Origin of the sequence: Pseudomonas sp. GD03903, from assembly GCF_029840045.1 — a bacterium.
Lineage (GTDB): Bacteria > Pseudomonadota > Gammaproteobacteria > Pseudomonadales > Pseudomonadaceae > Pseudomonas > Pseudomonas pseudonitroreducens.
Genome location: NZ_JAOCBT010000015.1, coordinates 1 through 22,276, shown reverse-complemented (window position 1 = coordinate 22,276; position 22,276 = coordinate 1). Strand labels below are relative to the sequence as shown.

25 protein-coding genes are annotated in these 22,276 nt (G+C 65.3%); 8 read left to right on the top strand and 17 right to left on the bottom strand.

The window, feature by feature from the left end:
- Window positions 1-106 precede the first annotated feature (106 nt).
- The 3 genes from N5C91_RS21465 to N5C91_RS21455 form a co-directional block, all read right to left on the bottom strand.
- Window positions 107-235, bottom strand: coding sequence for a hypothetical protein (locus N5C91_RS21465; protein WP_017516671.1), 129 nt, complete (start codon window positions 233-235; stop codon window positions 107-109).
- Window positions 236-308: 73 nt separating this feature from the next.
- On the bottom strand, window positions 309-497 hold the full coding sequence (locus tag N5C91_RS21460; protein ID WP_236173991.1) for a hypothetical protein: 189 nt from the start codon (window positions 495-497) through the stop codon (window positions 309-311).
- Window positions 498-518: 21 nt separating this feature from the next.
- Window positions 519-956 (bottom strand): hypothetical protein, encoded by a 438-nt coding sequence (locus N5C91_RS21455; RefSeq protein ID WP_236173992.1) that lies wholly within the window; start codon window positions 954-956, stop codon window positions 519-521.
- Window positions 957-1,178: 222 nt separating this feature from the next.
- On the opposite strand from N5C91_RS21455, the gene N5C91_RS21450 reads away from it, so the two are divergent.
- Window positions 1,179-1,613, top strand: coding sequence for a PGDYG domain-containing protein (locus tag N5C91_RS21450; RefSeq protein WP_236173993.1), 435 nt, complete (start codon window positions 1,179-1,181; stop codon window positions 1,611-1,613).
- A gap of 155 nt (window positions 1,614-1,768) precedes the next feature.
- Window positions 1,769-2,674 carry a YihY/virulence factor BrkB family protein gene (locus N5C91_RS21445; RefSeq protein ID WP_236173994.1) on the top strand — a complete coding sequence of 302 codons (906 nt, stop codon included), beginning with the start codon at window positions 1,769-1,771 and terminating at the stop codon, window positions 2,672-2,674.
- On the opposite strand, the gene N5C91_RS21440 is transcribed toward N5C91_RS21445, so the two are convergent.
- Both N5C91_RS21440 and N5C91_RS21435 read right to left on the bottom strand, forming a co-directional pair.
- Complete coding sequence (locus N5C91_RS21440; RefSeq protein ID WP_279831870.1) at window positions 2,671-3,222, bottom strand: hypothetical protein; 552 nt, start codon at window positions 3,220-3,222, stop codon at window positions 2,671-2,673. The two genes, N5C91_RS21445 and N5C91_RS21440, sit on opposite strands and share 4 nt — an antisense overlap.
- A 110-nt stretch (window positions 3,223-3,332) precedes the next feature.
- Entirely contained in the window at window positions 3,333-4,241 is a 909-nt protein-coding gene (locus tag N5C91_RS21435) for a LysR family transcriptional regulator (protein ID WP_279831867.1), read from the bottom strand.
- Between the two features lie 106 nt (window positions 4,242-4,347).
- Between N5C91_RS21435 and N5C91_RS21430 the strand changes: the two genes are divergently transcribed.
- Window positions 4,348-5,577: an SGNH/GDSL hydrolase family protein gene (locus N5C91_RS21430; RefSeq protein ID WP_279831866.1), complete on the top strand. Its 1,230-nt coding sequence runs from the start codon at window positions 4,348-4,350 to the stop codon at window positions 5,575-5,577.
- Window positions 5,578-5,712: 135 nt separating this feature from the next.
- Here N5C91_RS21430 and N5C91_RS21425 read toward each other — a convergent pair whose 3' ends face one another.
- The 3 genes from N5C91_RS21425 to N5C91_RS21415 all read right to left on the bottom strand — a co-directional run bounded on the left by N5C91_RS21425 (window position 5,713) and on the right by N5C91_RS21415 (window position 10,152).
- Entirely contained in the window at window positions 5,713-6,828 is a 1,116-nt protein-coding gene (locus N5C91_RS21425; RefSeq protein ID WP_279831865.1) for a PilT/PilU family type 4a pilus ATPase, read from the bottom strand.
- A 113-nt stretch (window positions 6,829-6,941) separates the two neighbouring features.
- Entirely contained in the window at window positions 6,942-8,258 is a 1,317-nt protein-coding gene (locus N5C91_RS21420) for a methyl-accepting chemotaxis protein (protein WP_279831864.1), read from the bottom strand.
- Between the two features lie 136 nt (window positions 8,259-8,394).
- Window positions 8,395-10,152 carry an ATP-binding protein gene (locus N5C91_RS21415; RefSeq protein WP_279831863.1) on the bottom strand — a complete coding sequence of 586 codons (1,758 nt, stop codon included), beginning with the start codon at window positions 10,150-10,152 and terminating at the stop codon, window positions 8,395-8,397.
- A gap of 27 nt (window positions 10,153-10,179) precedes the next feature.
- Here N5C91_RS21415 and N5C91_RS21410 point away from each other — a divergent pair, with 27 nt between their 5' ends.
- Both N5C91_RS21410 and N5C91_RS21405 read left to right on the top strand, forming a co-directional pair.
- Entirely contained in the window at window positions 10,180-10,839 is a 660-nt protein-coding gene (locus tag N5C91_RS21410; RefSeq protein WP_279831862.1) for a response regulator transcription factor, read from the top strand.
- 204 nt (window positions 10,840-11,043) lie between these two features.
- Window positions 11,044-11,670: a LysE family translocator gene (locus N5C91_RS21405; RefSeq protein ID WP_279831860.1), complete on the top strand. Its 627-nt coding sequence runs from the start codon at window positions 11,044-11,046 to the stop codon at window positions 11,668-11,670.
- 58 nt (window positions 11,671-11,728) lie between these two features.
- Here the strand turns inward: N5C91_RS21405 and N5C91_RS21400 are convergent, their stop codons facing one another.
- Together N5C91_RS21400 and N5C91_RS21395 are read right to left on the bottom strand one after the other, a co-directional pair.
- Window positions 11,729-12,010, bottom strand: coding sequence for a peptidylprolyl isomerase (locus N5C91_RS21400; RefSeq protein ID WP_024763107.1), 282 nt, complete (start codon window positions 12,008-12,010; stop codon window positions 11,729-11,731).
- Between the two features lie 746 nt (window positions 12,011-12,756).
- The gene (locus N5C91_RS21395; RefSeq protein WP_279831858.1) at window positions 12,757-13,341 is read right to left on the bottom strand and encodes an NAD(P)H-dependent oxidoreductase; all 585 of its coding nucleotides are present in this window, start codon (window positions 13,339-13,341) and stop codon (window positions 12,757-12,759) included.
- A gap of 176 nt (window positions 13,342-13,517) precedes the next feature.
- Here N5C91_RS21395 and N5C91_RS21390 point away from each other — a divergent pair, with 176 nt between their 5' ends.
- The gene (locus tag N5C91_RS21390; protein ID WP_279831857.1) at window positions 13,518-13,811 is read left to right on the top strand and encodes a putative quinol monooxygenase; all 294 of its coding nucleotides are present in this window, start codon (window positions 13,518-13,520) and stop codon (window positions 13,809-13,811) included.
- Window positions 13,812-13,818: 7 nt separating this feature from the next.
- On the opposite strand, the gene N5C91_RS21385 is transcribed toward N5C91_RS21390, so the two are convergent.
- Window positions 13,819-15,261 (bottom strand): diguanylate cyclase, encoded by a 1,443-nt coding sequence (locus N5C91_RS21385; protein ID WP_279831856.1) that lies wholly within the window; start codon window positions 15,259-15,261, stop codon window positions 13,819-13,821.
- A gap of 241 nt (window positions 15,262-15,502) precedes the next feature.
- On the opposite strand from N5C91_RS21385, the gene N5C91_RS21380 reads away from it, so the two are divergent.
- Entirely contained in the window at window positions 15,503-16,351 is an 849-nt protein-coding gene (locus tag N5C91_RS21380; protein WP_236174005.1) for a CAP domain-containing protein, read from the top strand.
- 4 nt (window positions 16,352-16,355) lie between these two features.
- Here the strand turns inward: N5C91_RS21380 and N5C91_RS21375 are convergent, their stop codons facing one another.
- The 4 genes from N5C91_RS21375 to N5C91_RS21360 form a co-directional block, all read right to left on the bottom strand.
- Window positions 16,356-16,877 (bottom strand): hypothetical protein, encoded by a 522-nt coding sequence (locus N5C91_RS21375; protein WP_279831855.1) that lies wholly within the window; start codon window positions 16,875-16,877, stop codon window positions 16,356-16,358.
- Between the two features lie 183 nt (window positions 16,878-17,060).
- Window positions 17,061-17,897, bottom strand: a complete 837-nt coding sequence (locus N5C91_RS21370) for a bifunctional allantoicase/(S)-ureidoglycine aminohydrolase (protein ID WP_024763113.1) — start codon at window positions 17,895-17,897, stop codon at window positions 17,061-17,063.
- Window positions 17,898-18,074: 177 nt separating this feature from the next.
- Window positions 18,075-18,959: a LysR family transcriptional regulator gene (locus tag N5C91_RS21365; protein ID WP_236174007.1), complete on the bottom strand. Its 885-nt coding sequence runs from the start codon at window positions 18,957-18,959 to the stop codon at window positions 18,075-18,077.
- A gap of 66 nt (window positions 18,960-19,025) precedes the next feature.
- On the bottom strand, window positions 19,026-20,084 hold the full coding sequence (locus N5C91_RS21360) for a hypothetical protein (RefSeq protein ID WP_279831851.1): 1,059 nt from the start codon (window positions 20,082-20,084) through the stop codon (window positions 19,026-19,028).
- A gap of 312 nt (window positions 20,085-20,396) precedes the next feature.
- Between N5C91_RS21360 and N5C91_RS21355 the strand changes: the two genes are divergently transcribed.
- The gene (locus N5C91_RS21355) at window positions 20,397-20,720 is read left to right on the top strand and encodes a hypothetical protein (protein WP_236174008.1); all 324 of its coding nucleotides are present in this window, start codon (window positions 20,397-20,399) and stop codon (window positions 20,718-20,720) included.
- A 273-nt stretch (window positions 20,721-20,993) separates the two neighbouring features.
- On the opposite strand, the gene N5C91_RS21350 is transcribed toward N5C91_RS21355, so the two are convergent.
- Both N5C91_RS21350 and N5C91_RS21345 read right to left on the bottom strand, forming a co-directional pair.
- Window positions 20,994-21,344 carry a hypothetical protein gene (locus N5C91_RS21350; RefSeq protein ID WP_236174009.1) on the bottom strand — a complete coding sequence of 117 codons (351 nt, stop codon included), beginning with the start codon at window positions 21,342-21,344 and terminating at the stop codon, window positions 20,994-20,996.
- Window positions 21,345-21,713: 369 nt separating this feature from the next.
- On the bottom strand, window positions 21,714-21,935 hold the full coding sequence (locus tag N5C91_RS21345; protein ID WP_236174010.1) for a DUF1654 domain-containing protein: 222 nt from the start codon (window positions 21,933-21,935) through the stop codon (window positions 21,714-21,716).
- Window positions 21,936-22,276: the final 341 nt, after the last annotated feature.

Genomic DNA, 22,276 nt, shown 5'->3' with positions numbered 1-22,276 from the left:
GGTGGTGGCTCTACACGCTGCTAAGTGCGGGAACAGTCCGAATGGATCGAGGGAGGCAGAGCGGACAGCCTCTCACCGAGGCCATCCGCGGGACGAGGGCACGTCCTCAGGACGGTTGTTGTGGAGTCCCCAGCAGCGACTTGCCGGTTTTCTTCTGCCGCTTGGCCATGCGTTTTTCATGCGCGGTTTTCAGCGGCTTCTTCTTCGCTTGTTTCTTCGCGTCGAGACCTTTCACGAGCCTGTCCTCCAGGGGACGCCCTCGGGCCGAGAGCTGACAGCTTCAGCATAGTCCCGCTGTAGGCGGCCGTTCAGCCGGCGGTCAGGCGTTCCAGTTCGCGGCGCACCATGTTGGCGTAGTGCGGCGGGCTCAGCCGGTACAGCTCGCCGGCCACCCAGGGCAGCCAGCGGGCGCCGAGCCGGTCGCGTTCGGCCAGCAGGCGCCGGGCTTCGGCCTCGGCGCGCTGGGCGTTTTCCTGATGGTAATCGGCACGGCTCATGGGTGGTTCTTCGGTGCACCGTCAGGTCTTGGCGCAGTCCAGGGTCTGCGGGTCGATGGTGATGCTGGCCAGCGGCTTGGCGTCGCTGCCGGCGTACTCGTGGGTGACGCTCAGGTGATGCTCGCGGAAGCGCTGCAGCAGGTCGGGCTGCTCGCAGGTGGTGTCCGAAAGCTGCTTCTTCAGGCCATTCTCGAACTTGGCGCGGGCGCCCAGGTCCATCGCGTCCAGGCGCAGGTTGGAGATGGCGTAGCGGTAATACAGCATCTTCTTCGCCGGGTCGAGCTGCACGCTGTTGAGGGTGGTCACCTTGTCCACCTGGCGTGGCAGGTTGGACTTGGTCACCTGGTCGAAATAGTCCGCCGATTCCTTGAGGAATTTCGCCTCTTCGGCGGAGTCTTCGGCATGGGCTACAAGGCTGGTGAGCAACAGCAAGGGCAGGGCGAGACGGGCAAGCGGCATGGGAGATTCCTGTACGGCTGATGGGAGTGGTGCAAAGGTGCGGGCTCAGTAGCTGCGACAGCCAGGACATGGCCGGGTTCGCTCTGGTGTGCCGTGGCGGCACGCTCATGGTCTGTGAGTGTAGAGCACCGCCAGCCGCTGGCCGCTCGCGGGGCGATGGTTTTGCGGGTAGGCTTTTGCGCCGGTCTTTCCTCTACCTTTTCCGCAGGTTCGCCGCCCACCATGATCGAACTCACCCAGCTCGACCTCCGCACCGATCCCGCCGCGCAACGCGTGGTGAAGGATGAAACCGTCACCGTCGATTTCGCCGTCGCGCCGGGCGAGCTGATGAGCCTCGAAGGCCCGAATCGCTATGCCGTCGGCGACGCGATCGTCAGCGGCGCAACGGGCGAGCGCTGGGTCGTCTCCCGCGAGCGCTTCGACCCGAAATACCGCCCCGTCGATGCCGCGCTTGCCCACGGTGAGCCCGGCGCCTACCGCAATATTCCCAGCCCGGTGCTGGCCCGGCGCATGGAACAGCCCTTCAGCCTACTGCGTTCGGCCGGTGGCGACCGGCTCACCGGCGCGGCGGGTGACTGGGTCATGCAGTACGCCCCCGGCGACTACGGCGTGGTGAAGGCGGAACGCTTCGCCAAGGTCTATCGCCTGGCCGACTGAGCGCCTTAGCGCTCTGGCCTCGACGCCCTCCCAGCGGCTATGGTCTGTGCTGGCAGGCGCTCTGCGCCGTGCATTTGTTGCAACTTTGCCGGTGTCGCGCGGGTCCATCCTGCAGCCGCCGGCGGGTCGGACGCTGATCGGGAGGACGGTGCGGGATGCGATTCATGGACATGCGCGGGCTCAGCCTGGGGCCCTGGAAACTGATCAGGCTGACGCTCAAGGAATTTCTCGACGACGAGATGCCCACCTACGCCGCCGCGCTGGCGTACCAGGGGCTGTTCTCGCTGTTTCCCTTCCTGCTGTTCCTCATCGCACTGCTGGGCTTCCTGCACCTGCCGGAGTTCTTCGACTTCCTCCGCCAGCAGGCCGACTACGTGCTGCCGAGCCAGGCGCTGGACCAGGTCAATCCGGTGATCGACCAGTTGCAGCAACGCCAGGGCGGCCTGCTGTCCATCGGTATCGTGATCGCCCTGTGGTCGTCCTCGGCGGCGGTGCGCTCGCTGATGACCGCGCTCAACGCCGCATACGATGTGCGCGAGGCGCGCCCGGCGTGGAAGCGCATCCCGCTGTCGCTGTTCTACACCTTCGGCCTGGTGGCCATGCTGATGCTGATCGCCGCGCTGATGATCCTAGGCCCCCAGGTGATGGGCTGGATCGCCGCCAAGGTGGGCCTGGAGGATTTCGTGGTGATCCTCTGGAGCATCCTGCGCTGGCCGGTGATCGTGCTGCTGATGATGATGGCGGTGGCGATCATCTACTACGTCACGCCCAACGTGCAGCAGAAGTTCCGCTTCATCACGCCCGGCTCGGTGCTCGCCGTGGTGCTGTGGATTTCTGCATCGCTGGGGTTTGGCTACTACGTGAAGAACTTCGCCGACTACAACGCCATGTACGGCAGTGTCGGCGCGATCATCGTGCTGCTGCTGTATTTCTACATCTCGTCGGCGGTGCTGCTGCTGGGAGCGGAGCTGAACGCGGTGATCGAACACCACCTGCCCCACGGCAAGGACGAAGGCGAGCGGACCTTCGCGACGGCCTCACCGGCGCCGGATGAGGGCTAGGGCTCCACAGCCTGGCCGGCGACGGCAGGCGGCTCGCTGAGCAGCGAGTTGACCAGTGCGCTGGCCTTCTCGAACGACGGGTAGCCGCTCTTGGCGACGTCCAGGTTGGCGTAGTCGTCCAGGTACTGCTGCGCCTTCTGCGGGTCGGCCTGGTCCACCAGGAAGGGCTCGGACCAGATCTTGTAGAGCAGCGCCACGGCGTATGGCTGGCCGGCGTCGGCAGCCTTGTCCAGCAGCGGCAGCACCTCGTCCACCTGCGGGCCTTCCTTGATCTTCAGCAGCGCCATGTAGAAGCTCGCTTCGCCGCGTTCGTCCCGCTCCAGGGCGCGGGCAAGCAGGGCCTCGGCCAGCTCGTAGTTGGCCAGGTCGCCGGTGGCGATCAGCAGCTTCGCCTGCAGCATGTCGTTCTGGTAGAGCAGGCGCTCCTGGCGGCAGGCTTCGCCACTCAATGGCTCGTCGCAGGGGTTGCTGGCGGTGCTGGAGCAGCCGCCCAGCAGCAGTGGCAGGGCCAGGGCGGCCAGCAGGTACGGTGTTTGTTGCTTGCCCATGCAAGTCCCTCGGGGGCGAATGTCAGGGTTCGACCGGTCGGTGGGCGCGTCGGTTCTGCTCATGGGCGAACAGCATAGCCGCTGCACTGCACAAGGGCCGCCCGGGGGCCTCAGAGGGCCTCGAAACCAGGCAGCCGCGGCAGGCGCTCGATGAGGAAGTCGATCAGCGCGCGGGTCCGGGCCGGCAGAAAATGGCGCGAAGGATACAGCAGACTGGCCTCCTGGGTAGGCCCCTGCCATTCCGGCAGGAGCCGTTGCAGGCTGCCGTCGGCCAGCAGGTCGGCCACCAGCCAGGCCGGCGTCAGGCCGAAGCCGGCACCCAGGCAGTAGCTCTCGCGGATTGCCAGGGAACTGTTCACCGTGTAACGGCTGCGGGTGGCAAGGTTCAGCTCGCGGCCGTCGGCGTGGCGCAGCAGCAGGCGCTCTCCGGCATCGAGCCAGGCGAAGCGCAGGTAGTCGGCCAGCGGCAGGTCTTCGGGGCTGCCCAGCACCGGCAGACGCGAAAGCCATGCGGGGGACGCGACCAGATAGCGCGGCGAACGGGCCAGCGGGCGGGCGATCAGCTGCTCCGGCAGCTCGCCGCCCAGGCGCAAGGCAAGGTCGATACCTTCCTCGGCGAGGTCGACGAAGCGGTCGTTGAGCAGCAACTCGACCTCGACTTCCGGGTGCAACTGCATGAACTCCAGCAGCAGCGCATTCAGGCGCAGCACGCCCAGGCTCACCGGCGCGCTGACCCGCAGGCGGCCGCGCACCTGCTCGTTTTCGCCGCGGGCCTGGCTGACGCCCTCGGCGTAGCTTTCCAGCGTCCTCCGGGCGTACTCATAGAAGCGGCGGCCCTGCTCGGTGGGCTGCACGCGCGTCGTGCTGCGGATCAGCAATTGCGCGCCGACCTGGCGCTCCAGTGCCGCCATGGTCTTGCTCACGGTCGGCTGGCTGCTGCCAGACTCGCGGGCAACGGCGGAAAGACTGACCAGCTCCACGGCGCGGACGAAACAGTGCAACGCCTTGAGAGTATCCATGTCCTATTCGTTTATCGAATGACGGGTCTGCAAATATGCCGTCTACCGCCGTGAATGGGAATGGCAGAGTCTGTGGCCAACCCCTTCACCGATTTCGAGGAATGCCATGAACAGATTGTTGCTCGCCGCCCTGATCGCCCTTTTCCTGCCGCTGGCGCAGGCGGATGCAGGGCATTGGCAGGCCACCTGGAGCGCCAGCCCGCAACGCACCTGGGGCAATGAGGTGCCGCTGCCGCTGGGCGTACCGACGCAGATCGGCAACCAGACACTGCGGCAGACCGTGAAGGTCAGCCTCGGCGGCCAGCGTGTACGCATTGCGCTATCCAACGCCTATGGCAGCCAGCCGGTGGCAATTGGCGGGGCGGCCGTGGCACTGGCTGCACCGGCCGGGCGGCTGGGCGGCCCCAGCCATCGGCTGACTTTCGCCGGCCAGCCCACGGCGTACATTGCACCGGGTGCCGAGCTGCTGAGCGATCCGCTGGACCTCGCCGTCCCGGCGCTGGGTGAACTGGCGGTGTCGATCTATCTGCCGCAGCCGACGGCCATCGAAACCTTCCACTGGGACGGCAAGCAGCGCGTCCACGGTGGGCCGGGCGAGCAACTCGACGCTGCGCTTCTGCCGGTGGAAGGCACGATGGAAGCGCGGCTGTTCCTCGCCGATGTGCTGGTGGAAAACCCCGAGCCACGGCCGGTGGTGGCGGTGCTGGGAGACTCGATCACCGATGGCCGTGGCGCCAGCCTGGACGGCAACCAGCGCTGGCCGGACCTGCTGGCGCAGCGGCTGGCATCGCGTGGCGTGGGAGTGATCAATGCCGGCATTTCCGGCGGCCGGCTGCTCTCCGACGGCATGGGACAGAGCGCCCTGGTGCGTTTCCAGCGCGACGCACTGGGCGAGCCGGGAGTGCGGGCGGCCATCGTGTTGCTGGGCATCAACGACATCTCCTGGCCCGGCAGCACCTTCGCGCCGAACAACCCGCTGGTGCAGTACCAGGACCTGGTCGCCGGCTACCGGCAACTGATCGCCCAGGCCCATGTGCGTGGTGTGCGCATCGTCGGCGCGACCATCCTGCCGTTCGAGCGCGCCCTCAGCGGCTCGCCGATAGAGAACTACCACGCGGACAACAAGGAAGCGCTGCGCCAGCGGGTGAACCAGTGGATTCGCCAGAGCGGGGAATTCGATGCCGTGGTGGACCTGGATGCGCGACTGCGCGATCCCAGACACCCGCTGCGCCTGCTGCCGGCCTACGACAGCGGCGACTACCTGCACCCCGGCGATGCGGGCAACCGCGCGATGGCGGAGAGCGTGGATATCGAGGCGTTGCTGAAGGGCATGTGAAGTCTTCCGCGAGGCCAGGTATGGCCGGAAAGCGATCGCGGACGCAGTCCGCTCCTACGCACGTCCTGACCGGTTACGTAGGAGCGGACTCTGTCCGCGATTGGCCTTGCTTGCGCACATTCGGAACCGGCCCGCTCAGCTGCCGAATACCGGCCCCACGCTGTCGTCGTCCATGCCGCGCTCCAGCTTGATCTTCAGCGCCAGATCGGTACGCGAATCGGCGAACTTCAGCGCGTCGGCCACGCTCACCCGGCCTTCCTCCAGCAGCTTGTAGAGACTCTGGTCGAAGCTCTGCATGCCGCTCTCCAGCGCGCGTTCCACCGCACCCTTGAGCTCGGGCAGTTCGTCGCGCTGGATGATCCCGCGAATGTGCGGCGTGCCCAGCACCAGCTCCACCGCCACCGCGCGGCGCTGATGGGTGCCGGGCACCAGGCGCTGGCCGACCAGGGCGAGGATGTTCTGCGACAGGTCGGCGAGTACCTGCGGGCGTGCTTCATCGGGGAAGAAGCGGGTGATGCGCTCGATGGCGTGGCGGCAACTGGTGCCGTGCAGGGTGGCGACGCACAGGTGGCCGGTTTCGGCATAGTGCAGCGCGTGCTGCATGGTGGCGGCGTCGCGGATCTCGCCGAGCATGATCACGTCCGGCGCCTCGCGCAGTACGTTGCGCAGCGCATCCTCGTAGCTGTGGGTGTCCAGGCCGACCTCGCGCTGGTCGATGATCGATTTCTTGTGCATGTGGAGGAATTCGATCGGGTCTTCGATGCAGACGATGTGCCCGGAGCGGTGGCGGTTGCGGAAGTCCAGCATGCTCGCCAGGGTCGTCGACTTGCCGGCACCGGCCGCGCCGATGACCAGGATCAGCCCGCGATCCTGCATGGCCAGTTTGTCGAGGATCGACGGCAGGCCGAGGGCGGTGACGTCGGGGATCACCTGCTTGATCAGGCGCACCACCATGGCCACTTCGCCGCGCTGGAAATAGATGTTCGCGCGAAACCGCCCCACGTCCGGCACGCTCAGCGCCAGGTTCATCTCCAGGTCACGCTCGAAGTCCTGCGCCTGGGCCGGTGACATCAGTTGCCAGGCCAGGGTCTTCACCTCGCCAGGCTGCAGCACGCGAGCGTCCGTCGGCTGGCTGTGGCCTTCGGCCTTGAGGTGCGGCGGCGCGCCGACGCTGAAGAACATGTCCGAGCCGCCACGCTCGGGCAGCAGGCGCAGATACTGGATGACGTCGGGGAGGGTAGTGTCGCTCATGGGGTCGTCCTTGGATGGCGAGGGGCGCATCTGCATTGAGCCTAGCTGCAATGCCGGACGGGAGACTAGGGGAGGCTGCGGCACATCGTGTTGATGTGCCGCAGGGAAGCGCGTCAGGTCGACAACTGGTTGGCGAATTGGCCCACGGCGTCGACCACGCGCTGGGCGCTGTCCTGGATTTCGATGATCACCGTGCCGGCCTGCCCGGACAGTTGGAGCCCCAGCTCCGCCTGCTGCTTGCCGCGGTCGATCATCGCCACGGCCTCGCCGGCCAGTTGCTGGTTCTGCTCCACCACGCGGGTGATTTCCAGGGTGGCGGCGCTGGTGCGCGAGGCCAGTTGGCGCACCTCGTCGGCGACCACCGCGAAGCCGCGCCCCTGGTCACCCGCGCGGGCCGCTTCGATGGCGGCGTTGAGCGCCAGCAGGTTGGTCTGGTCGGCGATGCTGCGGATGCTCTGCACCAGTGCGCCGATGGCCTGGGACTGGCGGTCCAGTGCCTCGATACCCTGGGCAGCCTCCTGCATGCGGTCAGCCAGTTCGCGCATCACTTCGACTGTCTGCTGGACCACCGCGGCGCCCTTGGTGGCGCTGTCGTCGGTTGACTGCGAGGTATCGAAGGCGATGGTCGCCGCTTGGGCGACAGCGTTTTCACGGTGCACCTGCTCGGTGATCACGGTGGCGAACTTGACTACTTTGTAGAGGCGATCGTGGGCGTCGATGATCGGGTTGTACGAGGCCTCCAGCCAGACTTCATGACCACGGCTGTCGATGCGCTTGAAGCGGCCGGTAACGAACTCGCCGCGGCGCAGCTTGGCCCAGAAGGCTTCGTACTGCGACGAGTTGTACTCGCCGGGCTCGCAGAACATCCGGTGATGCTTGCCCTGGATCTGCGCCAGGCTGTAGCCCATGGCGTTGAGGAAGCGGTCGTTGGCGGCAAGCACTTCGCCCTGCAGGTTGAATTCGATCACCGCGGTGGAGCGTTGCAGTGCCTCGATCAGGTTCTCGTGCTCGCGGGAGTTCTCGATGGTGCGGGTGAGGTCGCTGGCGTAGATCGAGAAGCGCTGGATCGTACCGCTGCTGTCGTGCACCGGCTGCAGGATCGAGCGCAGCCAGGCCTCCTCGCCATCGCCGCGCAGCAGGCGGATCACCCCGGCCAGGTGCTCGCCGCGCTCGATGGCGTGCTTCACCTTGAGGTGGAAGTCCAGCCCGCGCACGTGGTCGGGAATCAGCTCCAGCAAGGGGCGGCCCTTGAGCTGATCGCCGCGGTGGAGCAGCTCCTTCTCGAAGTTGGCATTCACCGACTCGATGCGCCCCCGGGGGTCGAGGAACAGCACGAGCATCTCCTCATCGAGGCTGGCGCGGATCTCCTCGACGGAGGCGAGTTCTTCACGCAGGGCGGCCAGTTCCTGCTTCAGACGCGAGTTGAACATTCGTGGGCTTTCTCTAGTGGTGAGGCACGAAGGCTGCTGCCGATTCGTTTCACCCATTGCATCGGCCGATCACGCCGCGACTTTAGCCCCGGATTGGCCGGCTTAGCCCGCATGGCGCAAGGCCTGGCGCCATTTTTCAGGCAGTTTCCACGGACGCCTGGCTGGCGGCGATGGCGTGGCGCAGCTGGTCGGTATCCAGCGGCTTGTGCAGCAGGTGGCTGCCGCTGGCGGCGGCCTCGCGGAGACGCTCCGGGGAGGTGTCGCCGGTAATGATCAGCGCCGGCACCTTGCGCGAGAGGTAGCTGCGAATCCGGCGCACGGCGTCGGCACCGGTCTGGCCTTCGCCCAGGCGGTAATCGGTGAGGATCAGGTCCACGGGGGCGCGGCCGCTGTGGCTGGCCTCGATGTGCCGCTGGCAGGCAAGCAGCGCGCTGGCGCCGGGGTAGACGCGATGGCCCCAGACCTCCAGCAGGCTGCACAGCCCCTGCAGCACATCGAGCTCGTCTTCCACCACCATGATCCCCAGGCCGGGCCCGCGTTCGCTTTCTGGCAGCGGCATCGGCGGGGCTTGCAGCGGTGCCTCGGCCAGCGGCACGCGCAGGCTGAAACAGGTGCCACGGCCGGGCCGAGAGCTCAGCGTCAGGGCGTGACCGAGCAACCTTGCGGTGTGCCGCACGATGGCCAGGCCCAGGCCGAGCCCCTGCTTGCGGTCGCGTTCGGGGTTATGCAGCTGGACGAACTCGTCGAAGATCACCTCCTGCTGGCTGGCGTGGATGCCGACACCGGTGTCGATCACCTGGATCTCCAGCTCGCCGCCGCGGCGCCGGCAGCCCAGCAGTACGCCGCCCTTCTGTGTATAGCGGAAGGCGTTGCTGAGCAGGTTGTCGAGGACGCGGCGGAGCAGCAGCGGATCGCTGTCGACCCACAGCCGGCTGCCGCGCACGCGCCAGCTGAGGTGGCGTTCGCTGGCGGTGCCGGCGAATTCTTCCTGCAGGTCGGCGAACAGCTTCTGCAGCGCGATCGGCTCGCGGGCAACCGGCACCACGCCCGCGTCCAGGCGCGAGATGTCGAGCAGGCCGTTGAGCAGGTCGCCCAGGTTGCCGAGCATCGCCCGCAGGCGCGTGGCGATATCCCGCGCCTGGCGCTCGTCCACCGGCCCGCGTTCGGCGAGGGCGGAGAGGGCGCCGACGAACAGCCCGAGGGCGTGGATCGGCTGGCGCAGGTCGTGGCTGGCGGCGGCAAGGAAGCGCGACTTGGCCTGGTCGGCGGCGCGGGCGCGATCGCGCTGTGCGCGCAGGTCCTGGACCAGTTCGGAGTTCTCCTGGCGCAGGCGGATGGTCTCGCACAGGCTGCGGTAGGTTACCCGGCTGTAGTACAGGTTGACCCCGGCCAGGCAGACGATGAAGAAGCTGTAGGTGGTGTGCTGTTCGTCGGCGCCGCCCAGGCACAGCAGCAACACCGGCAGCAGCATCGCCAGCAGCGAGCCGATGTAGGCCGGTGGATACGCCGAAAGCGAGGGCACCGCGCCGCAGACCAGGCCGGTGAGCACGATGCAGGTGAAGGCGAACAGCTGCGGGTCGCCGTGCACGAAGCCGGCCCAGCCCAGCCAGCCCCACAGCAGGCTGCTGGCCCAGGACAGCAGTGTGGCGCTCCACAGCCAGTTGCGTCCCTGCGCGCGCGCCGGGGCTTGCCGGAAGTACGTGCGTGCCAGGACAATCCGGCCTAGCGTAAGCGCGTAGAGCGCCGCCAGCCAGCACACCATCGCCGTCGGCGACAGGGCGTTGCGGAAGATGAACAGCACCGGCAGGGGAATCACCAGGTTGGCGAAGAGCACGGCGTACGACTGGCGGAACAAGAGATCGACCAGGTCGCGCTGCTGCGGGCTGTTGTGCATGTTCGAAGTGCCTCAGGGAGACGAGTGATGGAAGGGATGCGCGAACTGAGGGTGTTCATCGCCGACGACCACGGCATCGTACGCGACGGTCTGCGCCTGCTGCTGACGACCCTGGAAGGCGTCGAGGTGGTCGGCGAGGCGGCGGACGGCCTGCGCCTGCCGACCCTGCTGGCAGAGCGGCACGCCGATCTGCTTCTGCTCGACCTGAACATGCCCGGCCTCAACCGGTTGCAGCTCATTCAGGAGCTGCGCCAGCGCCACCCCCGGCTGAAGATCCTGGTGCTCACCGCCAACACGGAAACCGCCACCGTGCGCTCGGTGCTCGACGCCGGCGTACACGGCTACCTGAGCAAGGGCGAGGACACCGGCGAGCTGCTCGAAGCCATCGCCGCCCTGCGCAGTGGCCGGCATTACCTGGCGCGGAGCCTGCGCATGCTGCTGGACAGCCCGCACGCGCGCCCGACGGGGGAGGCCGACCTGCTGTCGGCGGTGGAGCTGACCCGACGCGAACGGCAGATTCTCACCCTGGCCGCCCAGGGCCGCAGCGCGCGCGAGATCGCCGAACACTTCAGTATCAGCCCGCTGACCGTGCGCAAGCACCGCGAGAACCTCATGCGCAAGCTCGATCTGCACAGCACCGCGGAACTGACGGCCTACGCCGTGCGCCTGGGCGTACCCAGCGCCTGAGTCGGCCTGTCGCCTTGCCTGCGTGCGCATGTCGCGGGTCCTGTCGGTGAGTGGTCCGCTAGAGACTAGCTCCGCACGCTGGGGGAAAAAATACGGCAACTGCCGTATGTGCCGGGCAGGCCTCGCTCCCTAACCTTCTCTGCACGGACCGTGCGCCGCTTCGATAGGCGCCGGCCGATACCCGATCAAGGGAAGGATCACCCCATGACACTGCCTGCCTATTGGGCCTCGTTCGCCGTGGCGACGCTGGCCTTTGCCTGCATGCCCGGCCCGGCCATTCTCTACATGACCTCGCAGACCCTCGCCCACGGCCGCCGCGCCGGTCTGCATGCCGCCCTGGGCATCCACCTGGGGTGCTACGTGCACATCTTTGCCGCCAGCGCCGGGCTCGCCGCACTGCTGCACCACGCACCGAACCTGTATCTCGCGCTGAAGCTGGCGGGTGCTGCCTACCTGATCTGGCTCGGCGGCTCGATGATCTTCGGCCGACGCCGGTCCGACCATGGAGATTCTGTGGAGGCTCGCCCGAAGGTGCTGCGCGACAGCATGGTGGTGGAGATACTCAACCCCAAGACGGCGCTGTTCTTCCTCACCTTCCTGCCGCAGTTCGTCGACCCGACCGCGAGCCTGCCGGTGGGCCTGCAGTTCTTCATCCTGGGGATGATCGTCAACCTGGTGTTCTCCACCGCCGACGTGCTTGCCGTGCTGTTCGCCTCGCTGCTGCTCGGTGCGCTGGGACAGGGGCGTGGGCAGCGGGTGATGCCACGGGTGTGCGGTTCGATTCTGGTGGGGCTGGGGGTGATGCTGGTGGCCCGCGGCGGGCCGGTGTGACGCGGGGAGGGAAGGGCAGCGCCGCTCCCTGACTCGGGCGCGGCGCGGGCGAAGCGGATCAGTCCTCGCGGCTGGTCACTTCCACCAGGTGGTAGCCGAACTGGGTCTTCACCGGACCCTGGACGACGTTCAGCGGCGCGCTGAACACGACCTGATCGAATTCACGGACCATCTGGCCCGGGCGGAAGCTGCCCAGGTCGCCGCCGCTGCGGCCGGACGGGCAGGTGGAGTTGTCGCGGGCGACGGCGGCGAAGTCCGCACCGTTCTCGATCTGGGTCTTGAGTTCGTTGCACTTGTCTTCGCTGGAAACCAGGATGTGACGGGCAGATGCACGGGCCATGGGATAACTCCTGAACAGGCAGTAGGAAAAAGCGAAGCCTAGCGGATTCCGCAGGCGAACCCAATGCCAGGCGGCGGATGGTTTGCCCGCCTTCGTAGGATGGCGTGGAGCGCAGCGATACCCATCGAATGGTGTGCTCCGGCTGATTCGTGCCGGCTGAGGCCAATCGCGGACAGAGTCCGCTCCTACGTAAATGTCTGCTTCAGGTGCCGAACACCTCGCTAGCGCTCCCTGTAGGAGCGAGCTTGCTCGCGAACCGCCCGACACCGGAGCAGCCGGGAAGTCATCGCGGACGCAGTCCGCTCCTGCGAGATACCTCTGCGCTTGGGCCATCCCTCACCCTAGCCCTCTCCCAAGGGGAGAGGGGACCGTTCGGTGCAGGATGAAACCTTCGCGTCAGTCGACTCGGACTGCCCCCTCTCCCCTTGGGAGAGGGTTGGGGTGAGGGGGAAGACGCAGCGACGGGCTATCCAGAGAAGACGGTTGCCCCTGCGTAACTGTTTGCCTCCGGCACCGAACACTTCGCCAGCGCTCCCTGTAGGCGCGAACTTGCTCGCGAACCGCCCGACGTCGGAGCAGCCGGGAAGTCATCGCGGACGCAGTCCGCTCCTACGCAAATACCCGCCTCAGGCGCCGAACCCCTCACCAGCGCTCCCTGTAGGAGCGAGCTTGCTCGCGAACCGCCCAACGTTGGCTCCGCCGGGAAGACATCGCGGACGCAGTCCGCTCCTACGTGAATGTCTGCCTCAGCCGCCGAACACTTCGCTCAGGTGCTGCTGGTAACGCTGCACGTCGCCTTCGATGTTCGGGCGCTTCATCACGTCCACGCAGAGGAAGGTCGGCAGCGGGCTCATGCCGAGGAACTGGTTGGCCTTGTGGAAGGGGAAGTACACCGCATCCACGCCCTTGCCCTCGAAGAAGTCGCTCGGGTCGTCGAAGGCCTGTTGCGGTGCGTTCCAGGTGGCCGAGATCATGTATTGCTTGCCGTGCAGCAGGCCACCGCTGCCGTACTTCTGCGAGGCATCGGAACGGGTGCGGCCGTCGTTGGCGTAGAGGCTGCCGTGGCCGGCGGTGAAGACTTCGTCGATGTACTGTTTCACCGTCCAGGGCGCACCCATCCACCAGCCGGGCATCTGGTACACGATGACATCGGCCCAGAGCATCTTCTGCACTTCTTCCTGGATGTCGTAGCCGCCGTCGATGAAGGTTTCCTTCACGTCGAAACCGGCGTGGTCCAGGTGGGCGATGGCAGCTTCGTGCAGGGTGGCGTTGTAGCGGCCGTCGGAGTGGGCGAACTGTTTGCCGCCGTTGATCAGCAGGATTTTTTTCATGGAGTGGGCTCCGGAATTCTGAAGGGTGAGAAAGTCGATGGACGCAGAATATCGACAGCTCCGGGGCAGAAAAACCCGCTTCCGGACAAATGATCCGTGCGTGAGAATCAAAAATGGAAAGGATTGATTTGCGTCAGGATTAGGCAATCCATCCACTCACCAGGAACGCTGATCCGATGTACGCCTTCATCCTCCAGGCCCACACCCGCCCCGAACGATCCCAGGATTTCGAGGACCTGTTCCGTGCCTACCTGACACCCAGTCGTGCCGAAGACGGCTGCGTGCAGTACCACATGCTGCGCGATGCCCAGGACCCCAGCCTGTTCACCTTCTTCGAGGTCTGGCAGAGCCGCGAGCACCTGGCCGTTCACACTGCATTGCCGCACATGCGCGAGTTTCACGAGCGGCGCATGGAGTACCTGAGCCGCGATTTCGCCATCCAGGAAGTGGAAGTGATGGGCCCGCGCTGAGGGTCGCTCAGGCCACCACCCTGTTGCGTCCGCCTTCCTTGGCCTTGTAGAGGTTGGCGTCCGCCGCGGCGATCAGCGCCTCAATGCTGTCTGCCTCTGTGTCGGCAGTGCTGGCCACGCCGACACTGATGGTCACGATGCCGCGCGTGCTCTTTTCGTGGGGCAGCGCGGTTTCCTCCACGGCGCGCCGGATGGACTCGGCCACCTGGGTGGCGGCAGCGGTATCGCAGCCCGGCAGGATCGCCACGAACTCCTCGCCGCCGTAGCGCGCGGCGCCATCGTCTTCGCGCTGGCAGCCCTGGCCGACCAGATGCGCGACATTGATCAGTGCAAGGTCGCCGCGCGGGTGACCGTAGTGGTCGTTGTAGGCCTTGAACTGGTCGATATCCATCATCAGCACCGCCAGGGCGCCATCGCCGCCACGGCGGCGCTGCCACTCCGCCCGGGCCTTGGCGTCGAACCAGCGGCGGTTGTGCAGGCCGGTCAGCGGGTCGGTGCCGGCTTCGTTGCGCAGGCGGTCCTCCTTGGCGTCGCGGCGGCGCAGGTGTCGGGTCAGGCGATAGGCGAAGAACAGCGTCGCGGCGTTGATCGCCAGCAGCAGCCCGCTGGTGATCCAGGTACGTGCGGTCCAGGTGTTCAGGATCGCTTCACGACACAGCTCCACCGAGACCACTGCCGGGTAGTCGCCGATGCGCCGGTAGCCGCGCCAGTAGGCATCCGAGGTGCCGCCCTGCTGGCGGAAGTAGTCGTTGCGGCCGCTGTCGACGAACTCGCGGAAGGTGCCGATCTCGTCTTCGCTCGAACGCGGTAGCTCCGGCGGCCATTGGGCGAGCACCGTGCCGTCTAGCAGGCGGATCGAGACCACCCCGTGCTTGCCCAGGTCGAGGCCGCGCACGAAGGACTCCAGGTGCTGCAGTTCCTTGATCGCGGCGACCACGCCGACGAACTGGCCATCCTTGTCGATCACCGCGCGGCTGAGCGCGGTGCTGGTCGAGGAGCGCGGATAGGACGGCATGAAGGGATGGCTGAGGAACAACCGGCCGGGGTTGTCGCGCGCCATCGTGAAGTAGTCGCGCATGGACAGGTCGCGGCTCGACTCGCCAGCGTGGTTCAAGTCCACCAGCAGTTGGCCCTGGGCATCGGTCACCACCAGGGTGCCGGCGTGCATCGAGCCGGCAGCGTGGCCTTCGACCAGTTCCTGCAGCACCTGCTGCGAGAGGTCCGGCGTTGTCGGGCCGGTGATGACGTTGGAGAGCGTCAGCAGCGTCTGTGCATGCACATCCAGGTCACGGTGGAACTCGCGCTCCACCAGCAACAGGGTGTTCTTGCCACTGGCGTGGGCGTAGGCCAGGGCATCCTGCTTCATCTGCAGCATGTGCCAGCCGGCCAGCAGCGAGGCGAGCACCGCCAGCAGGAAGGTCAGGCAGAAGACGCGAATCGGTTTGAGCACGGCGTACCTCCTGCATGGCTCGGTCGATGTTCAGGTTCCTCAATTGTCCGATATGTCGGGCGGCATACAACGGCAGTTCGAAGCCCCCTTGCCCCATGTCAGGCCGCCTGGCAATTTTCCGTGCGCGGCGAACCGCAACCTTTTCCGGGTTTTTCCGCCAACGGAACTCCAACGCGGCAGCCGCAGCCAAACGTCGATAAATCACGCATCATTGAGCCCTTTTCGATCATCGGAGCCGTCCATGCCCAGCCAGTCGTTCCTTCTGCGCAGCCTGCTGTTGTCGCTCGGCCTGTGTGCCGCCGCTGCCGCCAGCGCGAGCGATCAGGATCAGCTGCTCGAAGCCATCAACGCCTACCGCGGGGACGTGCAGTCCTGCGCTGGCCAGGCCTCACAGGTGCTGCCGCCGCTGTCGCCGGATTCGCGCCTGGCGCTGCCGGCCTCGGCGGGAGAGTGGAAGGCCGCGCTGAACCAGGCCGGCTACCCGATGAGCAGCGTACGCATGCTCAGCCTTACCGGCCCACGCGATGTGACGGCCGCCATGAAGGCGCTGCAGGAGAGTTTCTGCCAGGTGCTGCTGGACCCGCAGTTCGTCGATGTCGGCATCGTTCGTGAGGGCGATGACTGGCGCGTGCTGCTCGGCCGCCCGCTGTTGCAGGGCAAGCTGGGCACCTGGGAAGCCGAAGGGCAACAACTGCTGCAGGCGGTCAACGCCGCGCGCGGCAAGGGCCGCCAATGCGGCGGGCAAGCCTTCGGTGCGGCCGGCGCGTTGAGCTGGAACGCCACCCTGGGCGGCATCGCCGAAGCCCACAGCCGCGACATGGCCAACAACAACTACTTCGACCACAAGGGCCGCGACGGCAGCACGCCCGGCGACCGCGCGGAACTGAACGGCTACGCCGGCCAGCGCATCGGCGAGAACATCGCCGCCGGCCAGGGCAACGCGCAGAAGGTAGTGGACAGCTGGCTGGCCAGCCCGGGCCATTGCGCCAACCTGATGAACCCGCAATACAGCGAACTGGGCGCGGCCTACGCGGCGGATCCGAAAAGCGACGCGGGCATCTACTGGACGGCGATGTTCGGCTCGCCCTGAGCCCTCATCGAGCGCCGCCGATGGCGCCCGGCTCGGCCGCCTGGCGCTTCACCTTGGCCTCGAGGATGGCCGTTTCGACCGCCGCCAGCGTGCCTGATGCCGCCGGGCGCTCGAACGTGTGGCTCTCGGCCAGCGTGTAGACACGCTCACCGTTTTTGAGGGTGAACTCTACGAAAGCCAGATGCTCCGACCAGGAGCGGTAGCGCCGCACCATGAATAGGCTGTGGCGGCTGCGTAGCGATTGGATTCTTTCCAGCGGAATCTGCCGGTGACGGTTCTTGCCGCACAGCACCAGCTCGCCCTTGTCAATGAAAGCCGGTTCAGCCCGTGCCACTCGCAACCACTCCAGCGCAAAGCGCGCATCCATGACCAACAAGAATAGAGACAGGCCGGAAAGCAGGGCGACCTTGCCGCTGAAGATATTGATCAACGTGAAGGCAGTCATGGCCAGCAGAAGCAGCAGGGTCATGGCGCGATAGAAGTGGACTTTGTCGAACTCGGTCTGTGACAGGAACCGGACATCCATGTGTTTTCTCCTGGGCGACTGCGAAACGTCCTTCAGCCAGACGTTTTAGCAGACTGGACGGCACCTGCCATGCGAGCCCGGTCACGACGCCGAGCGAATCGCCCAAAGAAAAACCGGCGCCTGGGCGCCGGTTTCTCGTGTGATGCGCGGGGTAGGCAAAGACCTCCCCGCTGAACCTGGCTGTCAGTGAGCCTGGTTCAGGGTCAGGCGCATCTGGCGGTTCACATCCTTGTACAGCAGGTAGCGGAAGCGACCCGGGCCACCGGAGTAGCAGGCCTGCGGGCAGAAGGCGCGCAGCCACATGAAGTCGCCGGCTTCCACCTCGACCCAGTCCTGGTTCAGGCGATACACCGCCTTGCCTTCCAGCACATACAGGCCGTGTTCCATCACGTGGGTCTCGGCGAACGGAATCACGCCGCCCGGCTCGAAGTTGACGATGTTCACGTGCATGTCATGGCGCATGTCGGCCATGTCGACGAAGCGGGTGGTGCTCCAGCGGCCTTCGGTATCCGGCATCACCTTCGGCTCGATGTCCTGCTCGTTGGTGACGAAGGCTTCGGGCAGCGGTACGCCGTCGACTTTCTGGTAGTGCTTGCGAATCCAGTGGAAGCGCGTGTGCTGGCCGCTGGTGTTGCGCACCTTGTAGTCGGCGCCCGGCGGAATGAATGCATAGCCGCCCGGCTTCATGGTGTGCACTTCACCCTGCAGGGTCAGGCTCAGCTCGCCTTCGACGATGAACAGCACCGCCTCGGCGTTGACGTCCTGCTCGGGCTTGTCGCTGCCGCCCTGGGGCGCCAGCTCGACGATGTACTGCGAGAAGGTCTCGGCAAAGCCCGACAGCGGGCGGGCGATGACCCACATGCGCATGTTGTCCCAGAAGGGCAGGTGGCTGGTGACGATGTCACGCATCACGCCCTTGGGGATCACGGCATAGGCTTCGGTGAACATGGCGCGGTCGGTGAGCAGCTCGGTCTGTGCCGGGTGCCCGCCGTGCGGCGCGTAATAGGTGGATTTGGCCATGGGTTGGTTCCTCATTGTTGTCTTGCTGCCCGGCGCGTGCGGCGCCGTGGTGAGCAATTGGTGCAGAGCGGCGCGCTGGTCGGTGCGCTGGCCGTCGCTGGGGATCACCATATCCAGCGGCGTGTTCATGCACAAATTAAATGTTGGAATCCGCTGTATTCGTTTTTCAAATGCTGATCAGCCCTTCGTATCCTGCGCCAATACCCGCGACAGCACCCGCGCCAGCTCCTTCACCATCGGGTCGACCGCTGGCCGGTGCAGCATCGCCACCTCGAACACGTCCACCGAGGGTAGCCCGATATTCTTCGGCAGCACCGCGTGTTCCGCCGTCACCGCGCGCTGCGGCAGCAGGCCGATGCCCATGCCATCGGCAATGGCCGACTGGATGCCGGAGAGACTGGAGCTGGTGAAGCTGATATGCCAGCGCCGGCCGATGGATTCCAGCGCGGCGATCATCTCGTCGCGGTACACCCCGCGCGGCGGGAAGGTCACGATGGGCAGCGGGTCCAGTTCGATGCAGGCATTCTTCGCGCTGTCCACCCAACGCGTCTTCTCCGGCCAGCAGGCCACCGCCTCGCGGGCGTTCTGGCGCTGCTTGAGCAGCACCAGGTCAAGCTCGCCGCGGTCGTAGCTGGCGGACAGGTCGCGGCTCAGCCCGCTGGTGACTTCCAGCTTCACCTGCGGATAGGCCCGGTTGAAGGCCGCCAACTGCTCGGTCGTTCGCCCGGTGGCGAAGTCGTCCGGCACGCCGATGCGTACCGTCAGCGCCACCGTCGCCCCGGACAGCGCCTCGACCATCTCGTCATTCAATGCCAGCAGCCGCCGCGCATAACCGAGCAACGTATCGCCGGCATCGGTGGGCAGCACATCGCGATTGCCACGCTCGAGCAGGCGATGCCCGGCCATCTCTTCCAGCCGGCGGATCTTCTGGCTCACCGTCGACTGAGTCGAATGCAGCCGCGTCGCCGCCGTGGTGAAGCTGCCGCAATCGGCCACCGTGACGATGGCGCGCAGCAGATCGAGGTCGAAGAGACGGGTATTTGGTTTGTCACTGTCGCTCATGGCGGTATCGGGATTCTGAATGCGATACCGCTTTCTAGCAGCTGAGCACTGGCGGAGCAACGAGGGTCATTTCTCACTCCGAATAATGGCTTTGACGAAGCGGCTGGGAAGCTGAACTTGGCGTGCTTCCGTGTCACTGCCAAACCTCAATGTCATCGTCTCGCCGAGCGACCACACCACCTTTACGTTCTTCAGTGTGCAACCATCCGTGATTGGCAATTCCTTCAGTTCATGGCCTGTGCAGTAATCCGCCTCAAGGAGGATGCTTTGCGCCAGGTAGTTTCCCAGCCCGAGCTTCTGGATTACTCGCTCGGGCATGCCGGCAAGCACCCCGCTGTACAGCGCAATCATCAGTGCGAAGAACAGCGAGAAGTGCAGGGAATACTTGAGCCCACCGAAGCAGCCCATGGCACTGACGGCTGCCACCACGCAGGCGCCTGCGGTAACCAGGTAGATCGCAGTCTGCTGGAGTTGGTTGCCCTCCAGCTTGTTGATCAGCTCAGCGGAGTCAACCATCACTGAAAGCGCCAAACCATTCATGGCAATGATGGGCACCCAGCTGTTGTAGACATAGCGCAGGAAGCTGAACTTCGGCAGACCGATCAGCAGTTGCAACAACACTCCGAAGAGCAGGGCAGTGATAAGGCTTATCCCTCCGGTGGTAATGATTGGCGAGCCAAACTGGATAAGAACCAGATGAGTCAATCCCAGGGTGGAGGTGCAGTACGGGCCGGCGTACAGCAGGAAAATCAGGATGAGCACTTTTCTTGGTTTGCTGCGCTCGTCAGCGTTCATCCAGTCAACGACACGCTCTTTGATCCGCTTTTGGTTTACGAATCCTTTGAATATCCATAAGCCAGGGAGCAACAGGCCAATCCATAGAATGGCGATGATGGCGAAGCCGACCATTCCTGCGCCTAGCAGCAAGGACATGAATTGCAGAAGGTCGAAGCTTGGGTAGAAATGGTTCGTATGGAAGTACAGAAGAAACAGAGCGAATCCCGCAGCTGGTGGAGCAAATTTGGCTACTTGTGTTGCGTGTTTCTCGAAGAGCGTTGAGCTGATAGCCATCGCTCTATCGATGGAATCCTGTTCAGGTTCGGGCCGGTCACTCCACTTTTCCATGGGCATCCTTGCAGGGTAATGGCTGAGTGCCTGCATGGTAGGGAGTGGCGGAGAACCTGTCATCCGCGAGAACGTAGCGGCGCTCTGGCTCTACTGTAGGAGCGAGCTCGCTCGCGAACGGAGTTTCCGGCGGCCTCGGCGTGGGGCGGTTCGCGAGCAAGAACTAGGCGTCCCCCTCGCTCCTACAAAAAGCTGGCAGAGCGAAGGGCATGTTTGCGGGAGCAGGGTGGCCGGTCATCCGCCAATTTTCCTGCCGCGATCTAGACTCCAGAGGCTGACCATATCCGGGGGAACCACACGGAGAGCGTCACCATGAACCGTCTACCGATATCCCTGCCGGTGCTGGCTGCGGTTGCCGCGTTGTCCGGTTGCATGAGTAATGAAGAGTTCCTCGCCTCCAACCAGCAGGCGGCGATCAAGGCCACCGAGTCGCGGGCCAAGTTCGAGATGAACTGCGAGGCGGTGACCAGCAGCGTGCTGTCGAGCAAGGTCACCAGCGTGCGCCGCGCCATGGAGCGCACCGAGTACACCATCGGCGTGCGCGGCTGTAACAAGCAGGCGACCTACATCACCTACTGCCTCAACCCGGAAACCTGCAATGCCATCGCCGATACGGCGCGGATGGGGGCGCCGTAGGTTCTGTCGGGATGGGGAGTTTGTGGTCCATCCTGGCGGCTTTCAATTTTTCCCTTGTGGGAGCCACTGTTCTTCGGGGATCTCCGTGCCGGTGCATTCCTCTGGGAGAGGGCGTGCTGGCTGATGCCGAGGATTCTTCCTGCACCGAACCGTCCCTCGCCCGGGGCGGGGAGAGGGGTTGCCGGACCTAGGCCATACCTGCGCCACGCGTGAGCTTCAAGATTCAACGAGCGGTCCGCTCCGCCGGCTTCTGCGGCGGAGCGAATGGCGCGGTTACTCCTCCGGCAGCTCCCGCCCGTGACGCTTGCCCAGCGCCGTCACGTAGTCCACTTCATTGCAGAGTTCATAGCCCGCCATGAAGGCCGTGGTGTTGATCTGCGTGCCTTTCTGCTGGGCCTGGTCATAGGCTGCCTGGTCGTACGCAGGGAGTTTGTTGTGGCTGAGGAACTCGTTGATCAGGGCAATGCGCTGGGCATCGCCTTCGTCGTAGCCGCCGTCATAGAACAGGCGATCGATGCAGGTGACGGCGCCCTGATAGCGGGATTGCGCTTCATTCAGTTCGAGGGCGTGGGCACTGCCGGTCAGGGCCAGGCCGAGGGTGAGCAAGGTGGTGCGCAGGTGCATGGGCAGACTCCGTTCTACAGGTTTGAGGGTGGCGGCATTCATCCAGTGCCGCGTCTGGTTCAACAAGGTCCGGCCGACTAACGAAAAAGCCCCGCACAGGGGCGAGGTCGTTCGTTCATCGATGAGGGTTCAGCGCCGACAGTGGGCGCCGTTGGGAGAACTCAGGGGAGGGCTGGAAGGCTGCAGGGGGACAGGGCTTTCGCCATGTTGCGCCGCGTGAGCGGGCCTGCGCGTGGAGCCGCTGCATGACGGGTTGTGCCATGGAGTTTCGTCCCTGAAATCCTGGTTGGTTGCGCGGGATTCTGCCTGGGGATATGGCAAGCGGCTACTACGCAATCCACAAATATTTCAGTTGCCCGAATCTGCTGCTCAATCCAGCCAGCTATGCCACGCCAGGCGAATCGCGCCGTCCTGCAGGGGCAGCAGTGTGAGGTTCGGGGCCTGGCGCAGATCGGTGACCAGTTGGCTCCAGGCGGCGGAGTCGTCGCTGGGTTCGCGGCGCAGGGTGATGCCGAGGTTTTTCAGGGTGGTCGGGTCTGCCAGCAGGGCGGTCACGCGGGCGGACAGCTGATCGTAGGGTGCGGCGTGCATGGGATGCCTCCATATCTGGTCACTGGGTGGGTGGAAAATACTGTATGTAAATACAGTATTTCTTGTAAAGACCTGCGTGACCATCGGTAGGCGGATTTCTGAAGGAAGCGAAATCGAAAGGCGCTGGGGTGGTGCATGGAGTGGGGCGCTCTCGCGGTATTCGATCGGGGCTGCAGCTCCAGGGACTCGCAGATTGGCGAGCGCATCCGTTCTATCGTTCTGAAAATGCAACGCTAGAGGTGAATTTTGCCGTCTAGTTGATCAAGGGTGTCGAAATTAATCTTTGTTCCATGCAGTGACGCACTGCAGAACGAGTCCAAACCCTTCCCGGCAGTGCCGGC

Bases quoted from the DNA above. Each gene is read 5' to 3' on its own strand.
- N5C91_RS21460 (WP_236173991.1), bottom strand. From the start codon at position 497: ATGAGCCGTGCCGATTACCATCAGGAAAACGCCCAGCGCGCCGAGGCC.
- N5C91_RS21455 (WP_236173992.1), bottom strand. From the start codon at position 956: ATGCCGCTTGCCCGTCTCGCCCTGCCCTTGCTGTTGCTCACCAGCCTT.
- N5C91_RS21450 (WP_236173993.1), top strand. From the start codon at position 1,179: ATGATCGAACTCACCCAGCTCGACCTCCGCACCGATCCCGCCGCGCAA.
- N5C91_RS21445 (WP_236173994.1), top strand. From the start codon at position 1,769: ATGCGATTCATGGACATGCGCGGGCTCAGCCTGGGGCCCTGGAAACTG.
- N5C91_RS21440 (WP_279831870.1), bottom strand. From the start codon at position 3,222: ATGGGCAAGCAACAAACACCGTACCTGCTGGCCGCCCTGGCCCTGCCA.
- N5C91_RS21435 (WP_279831867.1), bottom strand. From the start codon at position 4,241: ATGGATACTCTCAAGGCGTTGCACTGTTTCGTCCGCGCCGTGGAGCTG.
- N5C91_RS21430 (WP_279831866.1), top strand. From the start codon at position 4,348: ATGAACAGATTGTTGCTCGCCGCCCTGATCGCCCTTTTCCTGCCGCTG.
- N5C91_RS21425 (WP_279831865.1), bottom strand. From the start codon at position 6,828: ATGAGCGACACTACCCTCCCCGACGTCATCCAGTATCTGCGCCTGCTG.
- N5C91_RS21420 (WP_279831864.1), bottom strand. From the start codon at position 8,258: ATGTTCAACTCGCGTCTGAAGCAGGAACTGGCCGCCCTGCGTGAAGAA.
- N5C91_RS21415 (WP_279831863.1), bottom strand. From the start codon at position 10,152: ATGCACAACAGCCCGCAGCAGCGCGACCTGGTCGATCTCTTGTTCCGC.
- N5C91_RS21410 (WP_279831862.1), top strand. From the start codon at position 10,180: ATGGAAGGGATGCGCGAACTGAGGGTGTTCATCGCCGACGACCACGGC.
- N5C91_RS21405 (WP_279831860.1), top strand. From the start codon at position 11,044: ATGACACTGCCTGCCTATTGGGCCTCGTTCGCCGTGGCGACGCTGGCC.
- N5C91_RS21400 (WP_024763107.1), bottom strand. From the start codon at position 12,010: ATGGCCCGTGCATCTGCCCGTCACATCCTGGTTTCCAGCGAAGACAAG.
- N5C91_RS21395 (WP_279831858.1), bottom strand. From the start codon at position 13,341: ATGAAAAAAATCCTGCTGATCAACGGCGGCAAACAGTTCGCCCACTCC.
- N5C91_RS21390 (WP_279831857.1), top strand. From the start codon at position 13,518: ATGTACGCCTTCATCCTCCAGGCCCACACCCGCCCCGAACGATCCCAG.
- N5C91_RS21380 (WP_236174005.1), top strand. From the start codon at position 15,503: ATGCCCAGCCAGTCGTTCCTTCTGCGCAGCCTGCTGTTGTCGCTCGGC.
- N5C91_RS21375 (WP_279831855.1), bottom strand. From the start codon at position 16,877: ATGGATGTCCGGTTCCTGTCACAGACCGAGTTCGACAAAGTCCACTTC.
- N5C91_RS21370 (WP_024763113.1), bottom strand. From the start codon at position 17,897: ATGGCCAAATCCACCTATTACGCGCCGCACGGCGGGCACCCGGCACAG.
- N5C91_RS21365 (WP_236174007.1), bottom strand. From the start codon at position 18,959: ATGAGCGACAGTGACAAACCAAATACCCGTCTCTTCGACCTCGATCTG.
- N5C91_RS21360 (WP_279831851.1), bottom strand. From the start codon at position 20,084: ATGGAAAAGTGGAGTGACCGGCCCGAACCTGAACAGGATTCCATCGAT.
- N5C91_RS21355 (WP_236174008.1), top strand. From the start codon at position 20,397: ATGAACCGTCTACCGATATCCCTGCCGGTGCTGGCTGCGGTTGCCGCG.
- N5C91_RS21350 (WP_236174009.1), bottom strand. From the start codon at position 21,344: ATGCACCTGCGCACCACCTTGCTCACCCTCGGCCTGGCCCTGACCGGC.
- N5C91_RS21345 (WP_236174010.1), bottom strand. From the start codon at position 21,935: ATGCACGCCGCACCCTACGATCAGCTGTCCGCCCGCGTGACCGCCCTG.